The organism is Bradyrhizobium sp. 17 (assembly GCF_023073515.1).
Lineage (GTDB): Bacteria > Pseudomonadota > Alphaproteobacteria > Rhizobiales > Xanthobacteraceae > Bradyrhizobium > Bradyrhizobium canariense_D.
Genome location: NZ_JADPJQ010000130.1, coordinates 480,485 through 498,272 on the forward strand (window position 1 = coordinate 480,485; position 17,788 = coordinate 498,272).

The window sequence follows — 17,788 nt, forward strand, 5'->3', positions numbered from 1 at the left end:
GCTGCTCGCGGGTGCCGATAGTGTCAAGGCCGTCGCGCTGGCGTTCGGCTTCTGGCATCTCGGCGACTTCTCCAGAAGCTATCGCGACCAGTTCGGCGAGACACCTTCGCAAACGCTTGAATCCGGACGGCGAACTTAGCGCGTCAAAACGTTGAGGGCCGGCCTGATGATCCGTGCTATACTGCTGCCCATGAGCAATCGCATTCTCGTCCTCTACGGTTCCTACCGTTCCGACCGCATGGGCATACGCCTAGCGAATTTCGTCATCGATCGCCTGCGCGCCCGCGGCGACGACGTCGTGTTTATCGACGCCAAGGCGATCGGCCTGCCGATGCTCGATCGCATGTACAAGGAATACCCCAAGGGCTCCGCACCCGAGGCGCTGGAGAAGCTCGCCGGAGAGATCCGCGGCGCAGATGGTTTCGTCTTCGTCACCGGCGAATACAATTGGGGCATCCAGCCGGGCCTGAAGAATCTCACCGACCACTTCCTCGAGGAGTGGTTCTGGCGCCCAGCCGCGATCGTGAGCTACTCGGCCGGCCGCCTGTCCGGCGCGCGTGCCTCGACCGCCTGGCATGGCACGTTGTCGGAGATGGGCATGGTGGTGGTGTCGAGCACCATCGGCGTCGGCCCGATCGCACAGACGCTGTCGGAAGCGGGTGAACCGATCGGCGAGGGCGGCAAAGCGCTGGAACGCTCGTTCCCGCGCTTCGCCGACGATCTCGCATGGTGGATCGAGGCGGCCAAGGCGCAGCGGGCGCGCAAGGCGCCGCCGTACTAAGCCCTTACGCCGACCTGACCTCACCGAGGAAGCGGTCGAACTGTCCGGCGAGATCGCGTGACTGGGACGAGAGCTGCTCGGCTGCGCCCAGCACCTCCCGCGCGGCCGTACCGGTGTCGTCGGCGGCGCGCTGCACGCCTGAAATGTTGGTGTTGACCTCCTGGGTGCCGCGCGCGGCTTCCTGGACGCTGCGGGCGATCTCCTGGTCGCCGAGCCCTGTTCCTCGATCGCGGCCGCGATCGCGGTGCCGATCTGGTCGATCTCGCCGATGACGTCGGCGACGTTGCGGATCGCGGTGACGGTCTCGTCGCTCGCGGCCTGGATCGCCGAAATCTGCTCGGAGATTTCGGTGGTGGCCTTGGCGGTCTGGCCCGCCAGCGATTTCACCTCGGCAGCAACTACCGCGAAGCCGCGGCCGGCGTCGCCGGCGCGGGCGGCCTCGATGGTCGCGTTCAACGCCAGCAAATTGGTCTGCTCGGCGATGCTCTGGATCAGCGTGACGACGTCGCCGATCTTCTGCGCGCCCTCGGCCAGCGCACGGGCGGTGTCGCCGGTGCGGCGGGCGTTGTCGACGGCGCGGGCCGCGATCTCGGTGGACTGGGCCACTTGACGGCCGATCTCCGAAATCGAAGAGGTCAGCTCCTCGGTGGCGCTCGCGACCGTCTGCACGTTGCTCGATGTCTGCTGTGAGGCGGCGGCGACGACGGCGGCCTGGCTGTTGGTCTGGGCAGCCGTCGAGGTCATCGACTGCGCCGTGCTTTCCATGGTGGCTGAAGCGCGGGACAAGCCGCCGACGAGCTCGGTGACCTTGGCTTCGAACGCGCGGGTGATCCCGTCGAGCGCCTGTGCGCGGCGCATCTTGCCGTCGTTCTCGGCTTGCTTCTCGGCCGCGAGGCTGTCGGCCCTGATCATGTTGTCCTTGAAGACCCGGACCGCCGCGGCCATGGCACCGATTTCATCGGAGCGCTCGGCGCCGGGAATCTCTTCCGTGACCTCGCCTTCGGCAAGCCGCGACATCCGCGTCGTCAGGTTGACGATCGGGGCGCAGACGCGGCGGCGGACCGTTACGATGAGGCCGGCGCTGGCGATCAGCACGGCGAGGAGTCCCGCGAGTGCGATGGTGAAGCTGGTGTGGGCCGCGGTGGATGCACCGGCGAGAATCTGCTCGGCGTTGTCGTAGAAGGCGTCCCGGACCTCGATGATAGTGCTGAGGCCACGCTGCGTGGCGGTGTAATAGGTGTCCATGTCGTGTTCGTACTTGCCGCTGACCGCACCCTCCTTCACCAGCTTGAGCTCGCGGCCGAACTCTTCGATGTAGATCGCGCTGAATTTCTCCAGCGCGGCGGCGACGTTCGCCGGCGTTGCGGGATTGCCGCGCAACTCCAGCAGCGACATCACGATCTGATCGTTGCGGCCCTGCGAGCGGCTGATCTCGGCCTTCTCGGTGTCGGTCGCCGGCTTTTTGCCTCCGACGAGGTTCTTGTGCAGGCTGGAGTTGAAGCCGCCCACGTCGCGCAATGTCATCGCGATGTTGGCGTAGCTGGCCTGCCGGTAGGCATCGCCGTTGAGGATCGCCATGCGCCGGACCTGCTCGTTGAGTAGCGCCGTCACGCCGGCGTTGAGCACGGCGTTGTCGGCGACGATCTTCTTGGCGGCGTCCTTGCGCGCCTCCGCCGGGCCCGACATCGCCTTGTCGATGGCCTCGCGCAGCGCCGTGAACTTCGAATTGATGGCGTCGATGTTGCCGCCGGTGGTGTTGCCGTCATCGAACGGGCCGGGCAGGTCCTTGCGCAGCGCGTTCATCCTTTCGCGGGCGGCATCGGTCTGCTTGCGCAGCTTGTCCTGCTCGGCAAGCAGCGCCGGGTCGACCGCGGGAGGGCCGTAGAGGATGTTGGTGGAAAAGCCGCGCTCGGGATTGAGGTAGCGCGGGATGTCGCTGACGGCCCGGACGATCGCCAGCCGCCCCTGCGCTTCGGTGATCCGTTCCATCGTCTGGTATTTCGTCACGGCGACGTAGACGGCGAGGCCGCCGCCCACTGTCGAGAGCGAGACGATGGCGGTGGTCAGGAGCGTACCGATTTTCATGATTCTGTCCGGCAACTGGCGCGGGAAATTATTTGCACGGACAATAGGCAGGCGATGTTAATCCCGGGTTTACGCTGGTGGCTGCGGTCACTTGGGCTGTCGCTCAAGGGCCGCGAGGATATCGAGCGTTGCCTGATCGCGCTTGCCCGAAAAATACCGGGCGAGCGCCTCGTCGAAAACGGGCTCGTCGGACACCGCGTCGAACAGCGTCATCGACGAGCGGAATTTGGCATCATCGGGCGCGCCGAGGATGGCGTTGATGGTCCGGCCCTCGACGGCGAGCACGAGCCGCGTGCATTCGATCAGGCGCGGACCGAGGATGGGGTGGGCGAGGTAGGCCTGGGCCTCGGCGCGGGAGGTGATGGCGTAGCGCTGGGACATGGCGCTGAAGCCGAGACCGGCGACCTGCGGGAAGACGAACCACATCCAGTGGCTCTGCTTTCGGCCCCGGGTCAGCTCCCCCTGGACGTCGCCATAGACCGGGTCCTGGGCCCGGACAAAGCGCTCTAGATCGAACGGATCGGTCATAAGATACCTTGGGATACCCTGGAATGGCTTGCCGGGGCCCTTGCCGGCCGCGATTATGCCTAACTTTTGGCTCCCAATGTGGTAGCTGGTAGAGAATCTCCGGGTGGGGGTGGGTCCCCTCGGGGGTCGATTTTGGGGATCTGATGGTTTCCGACCGGGCACGAGCCGAGGGGCTATTGTCGCGCCGCCGTATTGGGCGAGCCGAGATCATATTGCTGTCTCTGGCCGCCGTCGCGCTGGCACTGGGCGCTGCCGCCTGGGTCGCGGATATCGGCGGTTCGGCCTCGCTGGTCACCGCCGCACTGCCGCCGGCCAATGCGCCTTCGTTCGATGATCGATTCGCTTCGGCTTCCAGCAGTCCGCCCGCCCGCGAGTTCGGCCTGCGAACGCTGGAGCGCTCCGCGGTCAATGCAGTCCAGCTCAAATTGCGCGATGCCAAGGCGATGCTCGCCCAGAAGCTCCAGGGCGACGACTGGCGCTCGACCCTGACCGATGACGACCGGCATATGTCCGAGGAGACGAGACAATCGCAGCGTGCTGACGCCATCCCGATGCCGCGCTCGCGCCCGCCCCAGGCGGACATCTCCGCCCAGATTGCCTCGAGCCAGGCTTATGCCGAGACCAGGGTCGACAACCGCAATTTCTTCGAAAAATTCACCGACAAGATCAGGCTGGCCTCGCTGACGCCCGACAGCGGCCTGTTCGGCAAGGCGCCGGATCTCGCCGCGCTTGGCTACGATTCGCGCACCGCGGTCTACGACATCTCGGCCAAGGCGCTTTACCTGCCGAGCGGCATCGCGCTGGAAGCGCATTCCGGCATGGGCGCGCTGATGGACGACCCGGAGCACGTCGACCAGCGCATGGTTGGCGCGACCCCGCCTGCGACCTACGACCTGAAGCCGCGCGAAAAACTGTTTCACGGCGTCCGCGCACTGCGCTTGACGCCCACCGAGGGCACCAGCGCGCTCGGCCGCGTCGGCCTGCTCACCCACAATTACATGCTCGGGCCTCGTGGCGACTCCAACGGCTGCGTTTCGATCAAGGACTATGATCGATTCATGAAAGCCTACGACAACGGTGAGTTCAACCGTCTGGTCGTGGTGCCGAGGCTGACCCCATCGGCGACCGCCTCGCAGCGCGCGAGCACCGAGTCCTGATATCTGCTCCGGATATTGGCCTGCTACGGCGGGGCTGCCGTTTTCCTTTCGTTAAGCCGTCATCGTCCAGAAGCAGCCCATGAGTGATCCGCAAAGTTCCGAGACCCCGCTGCGCACGACGTTCAAGATCAAGCTGAACGGCGACACGCTGGCGATCGCGACCGTCGGCCAGGCCTATCAATTCCTCACCAATTTCAAATCGGTCGAGTGGATGGAATTCCGCTCGCTGCATGAAGACGCGGTCGCGGCGCTCGAAGGTGCCGCCGAGAACGCCATGCTCGTGGTGCAGGCGACCAACGCCGTGCGCGCGCTGTTTGTGAGCGCCAAGCTGCTCTGAGAGCGACACGGGAAATTTGGGAAGATTCCCGGATTGCGCTGCGCTCCATCCGGGCTACCGCTCACTAGTTGAACTCCGCTATAGCAACAGGCCATGGTCGGCGAAGATCGCGCTCAAGCCGATACGTTGAAACATAGTTCAGGGAGAGACCATCATGAAACGCCGTACATTCCTCAAGGGCGGCGCGGTTGCCGGCGCGACGACGCTGGTTGCCGCACCTGCGATCGCGCAAAGCGCGCCCGAGATCAAATGGCGCCTGACCTCGAGCTTCCCGAAGTCGCTGGACACTATCTACGGCACCGCTCAGACTTTTGCGAAATATGTTGCCGAGGCCACCGACAACAAATTCCAGATCCAGACCTTCGCGGCCGGCGAGCTCGTTCCCGGCCTGCAGGCGCTCGATGCGGTCAGCACCGCTTCTGTCGACATGGCGCAGACCCCGCTCTATTTCTACATCGGCAAGGAGCCGGCGCTGGCCTATGCCACCGGCGCGCCGTTCGGCATGAACCATCGCCATCAGGAATCCTGGTGGCATTTCGGCGGCGGCGCCGACCTCACCAACGAGGCGCTGAAGCCGTTCAAGGTGCACGCCATCCTCTGCGGCAATTCCGGCACCCAGATGGGCGGCTGGTTCCGCAAGGAGATCAAGACCGTCGACGATCTCAAGGGCCTGAAATTCCGCATCGCCGGCATGGGTGGTCATGTGCTGGCGCGGCTCGGCGTGGTCCCGCAGCAGATCGCGGGCGGCGACATCTATCCGGCGCTGGAGAAGGGCACGATCGACGCAGTCGAATTCGTCGGCCCCTATGACGACGAGAAGCTCGGCTTCCAGAAGGTCGCCAAATATTACTACTTCCCCGGCTGGTGGGAAGGCGGCGCCATGCTGCACATGATCGTCAACGACGAGAAGTGGGCTTCGCTGCCGAAGCAGTACCAGGCGATCGTCAACCAGGCCGCGTCGGCCGCGGGCGCCTGGATGCTCGAGAAATACGACAGCGTGAATCCGGCGGCGCTGAAGCGGCTGATCGCCAATGGCGCGGAGCTGAAGGCGTTTCCGCAGCCGGTGCTGGAGGCTTGCTACACCGCGACCCAGGAGCATCTGAACGAGCTCGCCACCAAAAGCGACCTGTTCAAGCGCACCAAGGAAAGCCACGACGCCTATATGAAGAAGCTGCTGTTCTACACGCAGATCGCGGAGAATTTTTACGACAATTATCTGCTCGGCAAGATGCGCAACAAGGCTTGATCGCGCAAACTCCCGTAGGGTGGGCAAAGGCGCACTTGCGCCGTGCCCACCACTGCTTGCTTGCCTCGCCATGGTGGGCACGCTTCCTCCTTCGCTCTTCGAGCTACGGCGGACAAGTCGCTTTGCCCACCCTACAGCATCTATCGTGCGGTGAATTAAGCCGCGCCCAAACCCAGCTTCTCGTAAATCCGCCGCGCATAGGCGCCGAACGCGTCCGTCGTTTTCAGCGGCAGAGCCCGTGGGAAGGGCAGGTCGATGGGGAAATAATCGGCCATCTTCGCAGGTCCGGCCGTCAGCACGGCGCAGTGCGAGGACAGGAACACGGCCTCCTGGATCGAGTGCGTGATGAAGATGATGGTCTTGCCGCTCTCGCGCCAGATCCGCAGCATCTCCAGATTCATCTGCTCGCGCGTCAAGGCGTCGAGCGCGCCGAACGGCTCGTCCATCAGGATCAGTTTCGGGTCGTGAATGAAGGCGCGCGCGATGGCGGTGCGCTGCTGCATGCCGCCGGACAACTCTCGCGGATATTTCTGCTCGTAGCCGGCAAGACCCACCAGATTGAGCAGATCGCGCGCCCGCTCGCGCGCGGCCTTCATCGGAAGACCGACGATCTCTGCCGGCAGCAGCACGTTGTCCAGGATCGTCCGCCATTTCAGCAGCAACGCCTGCTGGAACACCATGCCAATGTCGCGGGTCGGATCGAACGGGCTTTTGGCGTTGCCGATCTTCACCGTGCCGCCGTCGGCGTCGTGCAAGCCGGCCAAAATCTTCATCACGGTGGTCTTGCCGCAGCCGGACGGGCCGACCAGCGAGACCAGCTCACCCTCCTGCACGTCCATGGTGACGTCGGACACCGCCAGGAATTCGGCGCCGCCGCTGCGATAGACCTTGCGGACGCCTTGCAGGCTGATGAAGGGGCTTGAGCTCATGCCAGCCATTTATCCAAGTTTGCGGCCACGAACGCGTCGTCGCTGAGGTCGGAATGCTCGCGGTACACGCGCTCGATCTCGTCCTTCTGGCCGGGGCTCAGGCCCTCGTTCGGATCGAGGCACCACAGGCCCTGCATCAGGCCCTGCCGTCGCAGCACCTCATGGCAGCCGGCGATGCAGCCGTGAAAATCGTTGGCGACGTCGAAGAATGCGCTGTTGCAATCGGTGACGCGGGCATCGAGCGCGAGCAAATCGGCCGGCACGCTGTCCTTGTGCCGTGCCGCTTTGCAGCGCTCGAACTGTTTGATCGCGCTCGCCGTCCACACCGACCAGTGGCCGAGCAGGCCGCCTTTGAAATAAGTGCGCGTGGTGATTCCGTTGTCGCGGAGGTCGAACGGCAGCATCAGGTCGAGCAGGATGTGGTCGTCATTGCCGGTATAGAGCGCAACGCGGTCGAGCGCGCCGGCTGCCGCGACGCCGCGCAAAACATCAAGGGTCCGGTAGCGGTTGAACGGCGCGATCTTGATCGCGATGACATTGTCGATCGAGGCAAAGCGCTGCCAGAACCGGCTCGACAGGACCACGCCGCCGACCGTCGGCTGAAGATAGAAGCCGACCAGCGGAATTTCGGGTGCGACCGCTGCGCAATGCGCGATGATCTCGTCCTCCGACGCCCTCTTCATCGCAGCGAGACTGAGGAGCCCTGCGTGATAGCCGATGTCGCGCGCGGTGCGGGCTTCAGCGGTGGCCTGCCTAGTCGGACCGGCGAGGCCCGCGACCAGCGCCAGCGGACGCTTGGTCCAGTTCGCCGCCGTCTCGGCGGCGAGCTCCAGCACGGGACGATAGAGGCCGACGTCACGGATCGCGAACTGCGTGGTGTGCACGCCGACCGCAAGGCCGCCGGAGCCGGCGTCGATGTAATAGCGCGTCAGCGCGCGCTGATGCTTTTTGTCGAGCTGGCGTTCGGCGGTGAGCGCGAGGGGATGCGCCGGCAGGACGGTGCCGTCGGCGATCAGCTTGCGGATCTCGCTGTTGATCTGGCTGTGGTGCATGATGTCCTATCCGAATTCAGGGCCGGCGACGGCGAATGGCATGTCTTCACCCGCGGTATTAGCGGGGCCGAACCGCATGCGCTGGAACGGGCGCTCGATGATCCAGCCGGATGCGGTCAATCCTTCAGGGAACGCGGGTTGCGACGCGACGGCATCGAGCAGCAGCGGCCCGGTCTCCGATCGCGCGATGGCATCGACCAGGGTCAGCGCGGCTGCCGCGTCGTCGGCAAGCAGCGGGCCGATATGGCGCGCGGTACGTCCGTCGCGAACCAGCGCGATGGCGCCGTTCGCGGCGACGATGCGCGAGCCGGAACGCTGCGCGAAGTTGGAGAGCAGGGCGGTTCGATCGAGGCCCGTGGCGCGCCGGTCGCGCGCGCGGAGCGCGTCGAGCGTCGCGGACGAAGGTGCCTGCCCGGACGCGGATGCCGATTTCACCAGCTTGAGCCGGCGCAATTGCAGGGTCGGCGTGAACCCGAGCGGCCCATAGACGGCAGCACCGTCCGGGGTTGCGTCGAGCCAGCTCGTCAGGCCGCGTTCGCGCGCCATCGCCAGGCAGGCGTCGACGAGCCGCGTGGCGAGACCGCGTCGGCGATGGCTTGCCGTCACCAGCACCATGCTGATCCAGGCGTTGTCGCCGGGGTAGGGCAGGAGTGCTGCGGTCGCGACCAGTTGCGCGCCATCACGGATGCCGAACGCGACGCCGTCGCTCAAGAAAAACCGCCAGTCGTCTTCATTCTGGTTCCAGTGCGCCTCTGTCGAGAGCGCGAGGCCCGCCGCAGCATCCTCGACGCCAAGCCGGATGATGCGCGGATCGTCAGTAGCGTCCATCGCGCACCTCGTATTTGGTGGGCTTGCCGAGGCTCGGCATGGCGCGCGACACCCAATCCGCCGTCCAGGCGATCAGCTGCTCGGTGTCGACGACCGGCAGGCCGAAAAGCTCGACTGCCTTGGACGTGTCGGTCAGCCACGCGGTCGGCTCTTCGTTTCCTGTCAGCACCGGCATACGGCCGAACCTGGCGCCGAATCTTGCTGCGAGGTCGCGCACCGCCAAAATCTCGTGGCCGCTGACATTGATCGGCGAGGTCGGCGCTGTGCAATGCGCGAGGCAGCGCAGCGCCTGCGATGAGGCATCGCCCTGCCAGATGAAATTGACATGACCGATGCTGAGGTCGATCGGCGTGCCCGTGAGCACTTTCAAGGCGATGTCGTGCAGCACGCCATAGCGCATGTCGATCGCGTAGTTGAGGCGGAATAGCCGCCCGGGCGTTCCGAACTTGCGCGAAAAATACTCGAACATGCGCTCGCGGCCCACGCAGGACTGGGCGTACTCGCCGGGCGGGTTCGGCGCCATGTCCTCGCCCGATCCTTTGCCGTCGACGGGGACGAACGGATAGATGCAGCCGGTCGAGAACGCCACGATCCGCGACGAGGGGAAGGCCTGCGCGATCAGTGCCGGCACGTGCGCATTCATCGCCCAGGTCAGCGAGAGATCGCCCTCAGCGCCGAATTTGCGGCCGGCCATGAAGACAATGTTGGGCGCCTTCGGCAACGCCTGAATCGCGGTCTCGTCCATTAGGTCGCAATTGATAGTCTCGACGCCACGCGCGTGCAGCCAGTCCTTGACGCCGGCGTCGCTGAAGCGGGCGACGCCGATGACACGGCGATCGCGCGCTGCGGCCTTGGCAAGCCCCGCCAGCGTCGGCCCCATCTTGCCGGCGACGCCGAGGATCATGATGTCGCCGCCGACCCGGGCGAGGTCGTCGATCAATGCCTGGGTCGGCCGGCACAGGAGATCGTCGAGCGCAGCGATATCAGGGATGGTCTTCGGCAGGTTGTGGCGGGTGAGGAGCATGGTTGTGGTCCTTGATCTTCAAGTTTGTCTTGCGTCGCCGACGACGAAGATGCGTTCGAGGACGAGCACGAAGCCGTAAAGCGCGACGCCGAGCAGGGTGAGCAGCACGACGGCCATCACCATCGCGGGCGTGTCGAGCGACGACTGCACCTGGATCATGAGGTAGCCGAGCCCGCGCTCGGAGGCGATGAACTCGCCGACTATGGCGCCGGCGACCGCGAGGATGGCGCCGACCTTCATTCCGGAGAAGATGTAAGGCAGCGATCCCGGCAGCTGGATCTTGCGGAACAGCGTCCAGCGCGAGCCGCGCAGCGATTTGACGAGGTCGAGCAGATCCGGCTCGACCTCGCGCAAGCCCCGCGCGGTGGTGAGCAGGATCGGGAAGAAGCAGATGCTGAAGGCGATCAGGATGTTCGGCACGATGCCGTAGGAGAACCAGACGATGAGGAGCGGACCGAGCGCGACCTTCGGGATCATGTTCAGCGTCACGAACAGCGGCAGCAGCACGAGGCTGATCAGCGGCGCCCAGCTGAAGATGACGGCCAGCGTCACGCCGACGAAGGCGCCGAGCGCAAAGCCGCCGAGGATCTCGATCGCCGTCACCAGCGTATTGGCGCCCCAGGCGTAGCTCGCGGTTCCCAGCGTCTGGATTGTCGCGAGCGGCGACGGCAGGATGAACTTCGGGACGTGGAAGGCATCGACCAGCACCTGCCAGAGCACCAGCACGGCGAGGTGCACGATTAGGACGATCGCAAAGCTGCGCGTATTGCGGGCGCCGTCTCCTGTCACCGGTTACTCCCTGTTGTCAGCGGCCACCTTGCCGCTGGTCGCAAGCCTAGCCATCCCGGAGGGAAGTTTCAACCAGTTGGTTGATTATGGCCGGAGCGAATGCAGCACGAGATCGGCGACGTGCCGGCGGCGGGCGCGGCGCGCGGCCCGGCTCGACAGGTCCTTGCCGAAGATCGCCGACAGCGTCGGCGTGTTGGAGAGATAGAAATAGCTGAGGCCCGCGATGGAGATATAGAGCTGGATCGGGTCGATCCCCTTGCGGAACATGCCGGCGCGGACGCCTTCGTGAAGGATGTGGGACACGCTCTTCACCAGCGGCGAATGCATCGCCTCCAGCCGCGTCGAGCCGCGGACGTGGCGGGCACCGCCGCGGTTCTCGTCGTTCAGAAGCACGATGAAATCGGGGTTCGTCGCGAGGTAATCGAACGAGGCCTCGATCAGTTTCCGGATCGCCTTTCCCGGCGGCAGGCCTTCGAGATTGAGCTGACGTTCCTGCTCGCGGATATCGGCGTAAACCCATTCGAGCACGGCGAGATAGAGCGCGTCCTTGTCGCCGAAATAATGGTAGACGAGCTGCTTGTTGACACCGGCGCGCTCTGCGATCTCGTCGACGCGGGCGCCGGCAAAGCCGTGCCGGGCGAACTCCTCGCGCGCCGCGGTGAGCAGCTTCTTGCGTGTGGCGACCGGGTCGCGCCGCTGCGGCACGGTGTCGCCTGAACGTTTTGCGGGCATTTCCAACCAAACAGTTGACAAGTTGAGGGCGGCCTTGTTGCATTGGTATCCTCACGGGGGGAGAGCGACAAGCCGGTCGCGGGCAACGAGGAGAGATGCGATGAAGCGTTTGCAGGCGGCGGGCTCGGCCCTGGCTGTGGCCCTGATGCTCGGATCACCAGTCGTGCCCGCGAACGCGGGCGAGGCGGTCAATCTGATCCTGAACTGGGCGCCGACGGCCGATCACTCGCCCTATTATTACGCCAAGGCGCAAGGCTGGTACGAGAAAGCGGGCATCGATCTGACCATCGAGGTCGGCAAGGGCTCCGGCGTCTCCGCCGCCAAGGTCGGCTCCGGCGGCTCGCCCTTCGGCGTCGCCGATCTCGCCACCATGCTGGTGGCGAAGAGCAAGGGGGCTGACGCTGTTGCCGTGATGAGCGTCTACGCCAACACCGGCCAGACCTTCTACTGGTTGAAGAGCTACGGCGTGAACGGGGTGAAGGATTTTGCCGGCCACAAGATCGGCAATCCGCCCGGGGACGCCTCGCGTGTGATGTGGCCGGCCTTCGCCAAGGCTGCAGGGCTTGCGCCCGACTCCGTCGGCTTCGTCAATGTCGGGCCGACGGCGAAGATCGCCGCGCTCAAGAGCCATACAGTCGACATCATCAGCGACTTCTACAACGAGCACGATTTGAAGGTGATCGAGTTCGGAAGCGATCTCGGCTACGTCAATTGGAAGGACATCGGGCTCAATCCTTACGGCAATTCGCTGATCGTCAACGGTGGCTATTTGCAGAAGAACCCGAAGCTGGTCGAGGAGTTCGTGCGGGTCACGCAAAAGGCCTTCGCGACTTGCGTCGCCGACGCCGCGCCCTGCCTGAAGGCGCTGCTCGATCAGGTCTCCGGTCTCGACAAGGAGAACCAGGAGCGCCAGTGGGAGCGCATCAAGTTCCTGATGACGGACGAATTCACGACGACGAAGGCACTCGGCTGGATCGACGGCGAGCGGATGAAGAAGGACTACGATCTGGTCCAGACCTATCTCGGCATGGAGAAGCCGTTCGACGTCACGACAGCGTTCACGACCAAGATGCTGGACCCCGCCATCAAGATGGATGCGAGCAAGGTGAAGAAGTAGGGGGCTGGTCGCCGCGCCGGCCCCACATTCCGCTGTCATGCCCCGGCTTGACCGGGGCATCCAGTACGCCGCAGCCTTGCGGCTGACCCGCAACCGTCTCGGAGTACTGGATCGCCCGCCTTCGCGGGCGATGACCGTTGTGCGGGGCGAGAGCGCCTGCTCAACGCCCTTGGTGCGCTTCCATGCCACGTAACCCCACGGAGAAATTAACCGGCCATTAACCATATCGGCGGCATCGTTAACCATTCAATAACAGGGGACGAGTCGGCCGCTATGGAGGCTGCAGTAAAACCTCAACGCCAAATGGTTCGCCTGCGCGGGCGCTCCTATGTGGCCTTCGTCTTCGTGCCGACGGTTCCCATCCAGGACTGGCTGCAGGAGATCGACACCACCATCGCGCGCTCGCCGGGCTTCTTCGCCGGCCGCCCCGTGGTGATCGACCTGTCCTCGGTCGATCTCAGCCAGTCCGGCATCGGCCATCTGCTCACCAGCCTTCAGGACCGCAACATCCGCGTGCTCGGGATCGAGGGCGTGGAGGAGGGCCGGTTGAACCCCATGATGCCGCCGCTGCTTTCGGGCGGGCGCAGCTGCGTGGTCGAGCCGAGTGCGCCCAAGAAGGTCGAGGCAAAGGTCGAGACCAAGCCGACCTCGCTGCTGCTCGAGACCCCCGTGCGGTCGGGCCAGACCGTGATCTTCCCCGAAGGCGACGTCACCATTTTGGGTTCGGTCGGCTCCGGCGCCGAGGTCGTCGCCGGCGGCTCCATTCACATCTACGGCGCGCTGCGCGGCCGCGCCATGGCGGGCGTGAACGGTCACACGAGCGCGCGCATCTATTGTCAGAAGATCGAGGCCGAACTGCTTGCAATCGATGGTTTTTACCAGACCGCCGACGATATCGACGCGGCCCTGCGCGGCAAGCCGGCCCAGGCCTGGCTGCAGGGCAACACCATGCGAATTACTGCGCTGAACTGACCAGAAGGAGATTTGAGAGATGGCCAAGGTACTGGTCGTGACGTCAGGCAAGGGGGGCGTCGGAAAGACCACGACGACCGCCGCACTGGGGGCTGCGCTCGCGCAGCGCGGCGAAAAGGTCGTCGTCGTCGATTTCGACGTCGGCTTGCGCAACCTCGACCTCGTGATGGGCGCCGAACGCCGCGTCGTGTTCGACCTCATCAACGTGGTGCAGGGCGTCGCAAAGCTGCCGCAGGCCCTGATCAAGGACAAGCGGCTGGAGAACCTCTGGCTGCTGCCGGCCTCGCAAACCCGCGACAAGGACGCGCTGACCGAAGAGGGCGTGGGCAAGGTCATCGACGATCTGCGCAGCCGTTTCGACTGGGTGATCTGCGACAGTCCGGCCGGCATCGAGCGCGGCGCCTCCATGGCGATGCGCTTTGCCGACGAAGCCGTGATCGTCACCAATCCCGAAGTCTCCTCGGTGCGCGATTCCGATCGCATCATCGGCATGCTCGATTCCAAGACGGTGCGGGCCGAGAAGGGCGAGCGGGTCGAGAAGCACATTCTCATCACCCGCTATGATCCCTCGCGCGCCGCGCGCGGCGAGATGCTGACCATCGAGGACATCCTCGAAATTCTTGCAACACCTTTGCTCGGCATCATCCCCGAGAGCCAGGACGTGCTGCGCGCCTCCAACGTCGGCACGCCCGTGACGCTGTCGAACGCGGAAGGCGCCCCGGCGCGGGCCTATATCGATGCGGCGCGGCGGCTCTGCGGCGACACCGTGCCGATGCAGGTGCCGACCGAGCGCAAAGGCTTCATGGACCGCCTGCTGCGACGGAGGGCCGCATGAGCATGGGTCTGCTTCGGCTTCTCCGCGGCAACAAGGCCTCTGCACCCGTCGCGCGCGAACGGTTGCAGATCCTGCTTGCCCATGAACGCGGACTGCGCGGCCAGCCCGATCTGCTCGGTGTGCTGCGTGAGGAAATTCTCGCGGTCGTCTCCAGGCACGTCACGCTGGACCCGACCAAGGTCATTGTCCGGCTCGATCGCGGCGACGAGGTCTCGACCCTCGAGGTCGATATCGAGGTGCCCAACGATTTCGAGCGCAAGCGCGCGGCGGCCGGCTAGGGACCTCAGCCGCGACGCTTCAAATTGGGGTGGGTGAAAAGGCGGTCCGCTGGGCATAGCGGGCCGCCTTTGCGCGCCGACATGAACGCTACGGAACGAGGTCCGGGGCTCAATCGTTGTGAAAAACCCGCGGCGGCGCGATGCACCGCGGTTTCGTCAAACGGGAGAACGCCCATGATGACCGAGGTCCAGGTCCACACCGTCGCGCGCCAGATGCTGGAACAGCATGGTTTTGCTGCGATCGCGAAGGCCGCCGAACAGGCCAGGGCTTGTGAGGGCCGCGGCGAGGCCGACGAGGCCAAAGAGTGGCGTCACATCGCGGACGCGATGAAGATCATCCGCGGTCCGCACCAGAGCTGACACTCCCCCGCGTTCAACGCTCCCCGCGGTCAGCGCCCTGCGGCGAAGTGCGATTCTGTGTCTGCGGCTGGGAGCGCTCGCCCGTCTCCTTGCAGGGGAGCGGCTCCCACGAGCCATCCGGCGCCTGCTGATAAGCGCTACACGACGAAGACGAGGTCGATTTGTCCTCGCCCTTCTGGGCATTGGAATTCTTCGCCAGCACGGGCGCAGTCAGCATCGGTGCGACGGCAAACGCGACCGCGAGAAGGACATGGTTGATCCGCATGGGGCTCCCCTGTTCGAGTTCGAAAAGAGCCGCATGCTGGCGAGAAATGTGACGATTATTGGCCGAACCAAAAATTCCGGCGCGGTGTGCTTAACGCCGCACGATCACGCTAGCCGCCCTTGCTGCGGATCAGGCCGGCGAGGTTGGTCTTCTGGGCCTCGCACCAGCCGGGCATGCCGAGGCGGCGTTGGTTGAGGTCGGTCGCCTGGGTGGCCACCGCGACCTCGGCCATCAGATCGTCGTCCTGCTTCTCACCCATCTTGCCGCCCGTGTGCATCCAGGCGATCGCCTTGCGGACCTTCTCGGTGGTTCCTTCGGGCAGCTGCATCTGCTCCGCCTTCTGCACCAGATCCTGGTAGACGATATCGGTGCCCGGACATTCGACCTTGGCGGCGAAGGCCTGCAAGACCAACGTGACATAGGTCGAACGTGGATGGTCGGCCGCTTGGGCCGGCGCGGCCAGCAGCAACAGGGCCGTCATCAGAAAACCAGCGCGCATCCTTGGTACCTCCCCGAATTTTCGGGAAGGCTAGCGGCTGCCGCGCCGCTCCGCAATGGGGATGGCGTGCGCCCGCGAAGCCGGCCGGCGAGCTAGCGCCGCCAGGCCGGCACCGGATCCAGCGGCGTGCGATAGACCTCTTTGTGATCGCGGTCGGTGACGCGCACAGCGCAACCCTTGCTTTGCAGCTCGGGCTTCACCTGCGACAGCTCGGTAGCCAGTTGAACGGCGCGATCGGAGGCGACCTCGATGTCTTCGAGGATGATACCGCCCTGGTTCTTGAACTCTTCACCAACCACGAGATCGAAGGAATAGTAGGGCATCCGAATTCCCCGGTGTGACGAATTGAGCTTCGGGTGGACGTTTCAACACATGACCGATGGTACCACTGAGTCGATGTTTATCGAATGAACGGCGCGCGCAATCTCTATGCTTATGGCGCAGAAATGATGTGCAGCATTCAAGCGTGTTAAGATTTTATTAAATATGTCGGCGTGATCATGAGGCATGGAATTGCAGCAGAACCGGGCTCCGGGAACCGGCAGCTGCAAGAGAAGGCCGCCGGCATAGATCCCGACGGCCTTTTCTCTTGATGGAAAACGATCGAAGCTCGCTTCCCGTAGTCATCCGGATTCAACGCATCACATCGACTCGGGCAGCATCGCTGGCGCGACGCTTCGTGTCGTCGCGTGACGATCGTTCAGCGCAGCGGCATAGGCGGGCGCACGACAGGTCCATCGTCGTCGGCAACGGCTTGCGTCGTCATGGCAGCGGGCGGTGGGGCTGCGGCAGCCTGCGAGGCCGGCGGCGGCGGAGCGAGCGGCGCCGGCGAATAAGCCGGCATGTAGGTGTGCGACACGACCGGCTTCGGTTTGCGAACCGGCGGCGCCGCGGGCCGCGGCGGTAGCGCGGACATTTGCGCGCGCGGATCGACGCGCGGCTTCGCATCGGCCACCGGCTTCGGCGCGGGCGGCTTCGCCATCTCGCGTGCCATCTGCTCCTGCCCGGCCTTCAACTCGGCGATGTTGGTCTTGAGCTGCTCGATCTGTTGCGCCATCGCGGTGAGATCGCGCGTCATCGACTGCACCGATTGTACAGGATCGGGTTGTGTTGCCGGGGGCACTGCTGCTGCAAGCTGGGTTGCAGGCGGAGCCGCAGATTGATCGGCCGCTTGATCCGTTGTGGCTTGATCCGTTGCGGCCTGGTCCGCAGGCGGCGCAGCCTGTGCGGCGGCGAGCGGTGCGGTCTGCGAGGTCGAAGGCAGCAGCGACGCCAATGCCGGGGTCCATTCGGCGAGCATCTGTCTTGCGGTGTCGCCATGTTTCTCCCAGGCGACAGTAGCGGCCGCGCTTCCGCCCGCAAACAGCATCGTGACGAACGCGCCGCGCAGCCATTTGCCAGCGGAGGAGCGCTTCTGCCGGCTGAGACCATCACCGGCCGCAACGCGCACGGCGGTGTCGACCGAGGGCGCTGCCGTCTGCGGCTCCGCGACGGGACTGAACTTCGGCTCCGGATTCATTCTGGACTTCAGCGTGAACGCCGGATCTATTTTGGGTTCGGGACGGGCCGTGATCTCAGGCGCGAGCGCGGGCGCAACGCTGAGAGGGCGCGAGGCCAGCAAAATGTCAGGCGAAATCTGCACCGCGTCGTGCGGGTCGTTGTTCGTGACCGTGTCCTTCACGATCTCATCGACGATTTGCCGAGAGTTCAGCGTCGCGAGCATCGCAGCTCCTTTGAAGCCTGGGTGTTTTGAAGCCCCAGGTGTTGAGTATTGAGGTATCGGTCGTTCGCATTGGCGCGAGCAGATCCGTTGAGGTGGGCCCATCCAAATCCCCAAATCCGATGAGGCCCAAGCACCATGACCCACGAGTCCAGCCGGGTTTGACCAAAGCAAGGCGAGGGGATGGAGACTGTGCGACGCTCTTGCGCCGTTTGTGGTGATGGAACCCGCCTCAGACAACACGCGTAATTGTT

The 17,788-nt window shown here is 64.8% G+C and carries 21 protein-coding genes and 1 pseudogene; 10 read left to right on the forward strand and 12 right to left on the reverse strand.

The annotated features are described in order from the left end of the window. Positions 1–139: helix-turn-helix domain-containing protein (locus IVB13_RS38555; protein ID WP_247492766.1), on the forward strand; the 139-nt coding region annotated here is incomplete at its 5' end. A 51-nt stretch (positions 140–190) separates the two neighbouring features. Further along, a complete protein-coding gene (locus IVB13_RS38560) occupies positions 191–781 on the forward strand; it encodes an NADPH-dependent FMN reductase (RefSeq protein WP_085353019.1) in 591 nt (196 codons plus the stop codon). A 4-nt stretch (positions 782–785) separates the two neighbouring features. On the opposite strand, the pseudogene IVB13_RS40565 reads toward IVB13_RS38560, so the two are convergent. After that, positions 786–2,866, reverse strand: a pseudogene (locus IVB13_RS40565) (methyl-accepting chemotaxis protein). Between the two features lie 87 nt (positions 2,867–2,953). Continuing rightward, entirely contained in the window at positions 2,954–3,394 is a 441-nt protein-coding gene (locus IVB13_RS38570; RefSeq protein WP_204511040.1) for a DUF1810 domain-containing protein, read from the reverse strand. A 212-nt stretch (positions 3,395–3,606) separates the two neighbouring features. Between IVB13_RS38570 and IVB13_RS38575 the strand changes: the two genes are divergently transcribed. The 3 genes from IVB13_RS38575 to IVB13_RS38585 all read left to right on the forward strand — a co-directional run bounded on the left by IVB13_RS38575 (position 3,607) and on the right by IVB13_RS38585 (position 6,134). After that, on the forward strand, positions 3,607–4,551 hold the full coding sequence (locus tag IVB13_RS38575) for a DUF2778 domain-containing protein (protein WP_247368642.1): 945 nt from the start codon (positions 3,607–3,609) through the stop codon (positions 4,549–4,551). 79 nt (positions 4,552–4,630) lie between these two features. Further along, positions 4,631–4,888, forward strand: coding sequence for a hypothetical protein (locus IVB13_RS38580; RefSeq protein WP_007609546.1), 258 nt, complete (start codon positions 4,631–4,633; stop codon positions 4,886–4,888). 154 nt (positions 4,889–5,042) lie between these two features. Then, a complete protein-coding gene (locus tag IVB13_RS38585) occupies positions 5,043–6,134 on the forward strand; it encodes a substrate-binding domain-containing protein (RefSeq protein ID WP_247368640.1) in 1,092 nt (363 codons plus the stop codon). A gap of 155 nt (positions 6,135–6,289) precedes the next feature. Here the strand turns inward: IVB13_RS38585 and IVB13_RS38590 are convergent, their stop codons facing one another. The 6 genes from IVB13_RS38590 to IVB13_RS38615 all read right to left on the reverse strand — a co-directional run bounded on the left by IVB13_RS38590 (position 6,290) and on the right by IVB13_RS38615 (position 11,488). Beyond that, positions 6,290–7,072: an ABC transporter ATP-binding protein gene (locus tag IVB13_RS38590; protein WP_027517626.1), complete on the reverse strand. Its 783-nt coding sequence runs from the start codon at positions 7,070–7,072 to the stop codon at positions 6,290–6,292. Continuing rightward, positions 7,060–8,115 carry a dihydrodipicolinate synthase family protein gene (locus IVB13_RS38595; protein ID WP_247368638.1) on the reverse strand — a complete coding sequence of 352 codons (1,056 nt, stop codon included), beginning with the start codon at positions 8,113–8,115 and terminating at the stop codon, positions 7,060–7,062. The genes IVB13_RS38590 and IVB13_RS38595 overlap by 13 nt, the downstream gene beginning before the upstream one ends. Positions 8,116–8,121: 6 nt before the next feature. Beyond that, on the reverse strand, positions 8,122–8,943 hold the full coding sequence (locus tag IVB13_RS38600) for a GNAT family N-acetyltransferase (RefSeq protein WP_247368637.1): 822 nt from the start codon (positions 8,941–8,943) through the stop codon (positions 8,122–8,124). Further along, a complete protein-coding gene (locus IVB13_RS38605) occupies positions 8,930–9,967 on the reverse strand; it encodes an NAD(P)-dependent oxidoreductase (protein ID WP_247368635.1) in 1,038 nt (345 codons plus the stop codon). Before IVB13_RS38605 ends, IVB13_RS38600 begins: the two co-directional genes overlap by 14 nt. Before the next feature lie 18 nt (positions 9,968–9,985). Then, entirely contained in the window at positions 9,986–10,756 is a 771-nt protein-coding gene (locus IVB13_RS38610) for an ABC transporter permease (protein ID WP_247368633.1), read from the reverse strand. Positions 10,757–10,840: 84 nt separating this feature from the next. After that, the gene (locus IVB13_RS38615) at positions 10,841–11,488 is read right to left on the reverse strand and encodes a TetR/AcrR family transcriptional regulator (RefSeq protein WP_018454547.1); all 648 of its coding nucleotides are present in this window, start codon (positions 11,486–11,488) and stop codon (positions 10,841–10,843) included. A gap of 100 nt (positions 11,489–11,588) precedes the next feature. Between IVB13_RS38615 and IVB13_RS38620 the strand changes: the two genes are divergently transcribed. From IVB13_RS38620 to IVB13_RS38640, 5 genes are all read left to right on the forward strand, one after another. Then, entirely contained in the window at positions 11,589–12,605 is a 1,017-nt protein-coding gene (locus tag IVB13_RS38620) for an ABC transporter substrate-binding protein (protein WP_247368631.1), read from the forward strand. 273 nt (positions 12,606–12,878) lie between these two features. Next, positions 12,879–13,577, forward strand: a complete 699-nt coding sequence (minC, locus tag IVB13_RS38625; RefSeq protein WP_247368629.1) for a septum site-determining protein MinC — start codon at positions 12,879–12,881, stop codon at positions 13,575–13,577. A gap of 19 nt (positions 13,578–13,596) precedes the next feature. After that, entirely contained in the window at positions 13,597–14,412 is an 816-nt protein-coding gene (gene minD / locus IVB13_RS38630; protein ID WP_007591740.1) for a septum site-determining protein MinD, read from the forward strand. Beyond that, positions 14,409–14,690 (forward strand): cell division topological specificity factor MinE, encoded by a 282-nt coding sequence (gene minE / locus IVB13_RS38635; RefSeq protein ID WP_007591739.1) that lies wholly within the window; start codon positions 14,409–14,411, stop codon positions 14,688–14,690. Before minD ends, minE begins: the two co-directional genes overlap by 4 nt. A gap of 174 nt (positions 14,691–14,864) precedes the next feature. Next, entirely contained in the window at positions 14,865–15,050 is a 186-nt protein-coding gene (locus IVB13_RS38640) for a hypothetical protein (protein ID WP_018454544.1), read from the forward strand. A gap of 13 nt (positions 15,051–15,063) precedes the next feature. Here IVB13_RS38640 and IVB13_RS38645 read toward each other — a convergent pair whose 3' ends face one another. The 4 genes from IVB13_RS38645 to IVB13_RS38660 form a co-directional block, all read right to left on the reverse strand. Beyond that, the gene (locus IVB13_RS38645; RefSeq protein ID WP_018454543.1) at positions 15,064–15,315 is read right to left on the reverse strand and encodes a hypothetical protein; all 252 of its coding nucleotides are present in this window, start codon (positions 15,313–15,315) and stop codon (positions 15,064–15,066) included. A gap of 109 nt (positions 15,316–15,424) precedes the next feature. Then, positions 15,425–15,814: a hypothetical protein gene (locus IVB13_RS38650; protein WP_204511042.1), complete on the reverse strand. Its 390-nt coding sequence runs from the start codon at positions 15,812–15,814 to the stop codon at positions 15,425–15,427. A 92-nt stretch (positions 15,815–15,906) separates the two neighbouring features. Continuing rightward, the gene (locus IVB13_RS38655) at positions 15,907–16,137 is read right to left on the reverse strand and encodes a hypothetical protein (RefSeq protein WP_007591727.1); all 231 of its coding nucleotides are present in this window, start codon (positions 16,135–16,137) and stop codon (positions 15,907–15,909) included. 377 nt (positions 16,138–16,514) lie between these two features. Next, positions 16,515–17,537 (reverse strand): hypothetical protein, encoded by a 1,023-nt coding sequence (locus IVB13_RS38660; protein ID WP_085353563.1) that lies wholly within the window; start codon positions 17,535–17,537, stop codon positions 16,515–16,517. Between the last annotated feature and the right edge of the window lie 251 nt (positions 17,538–17,788).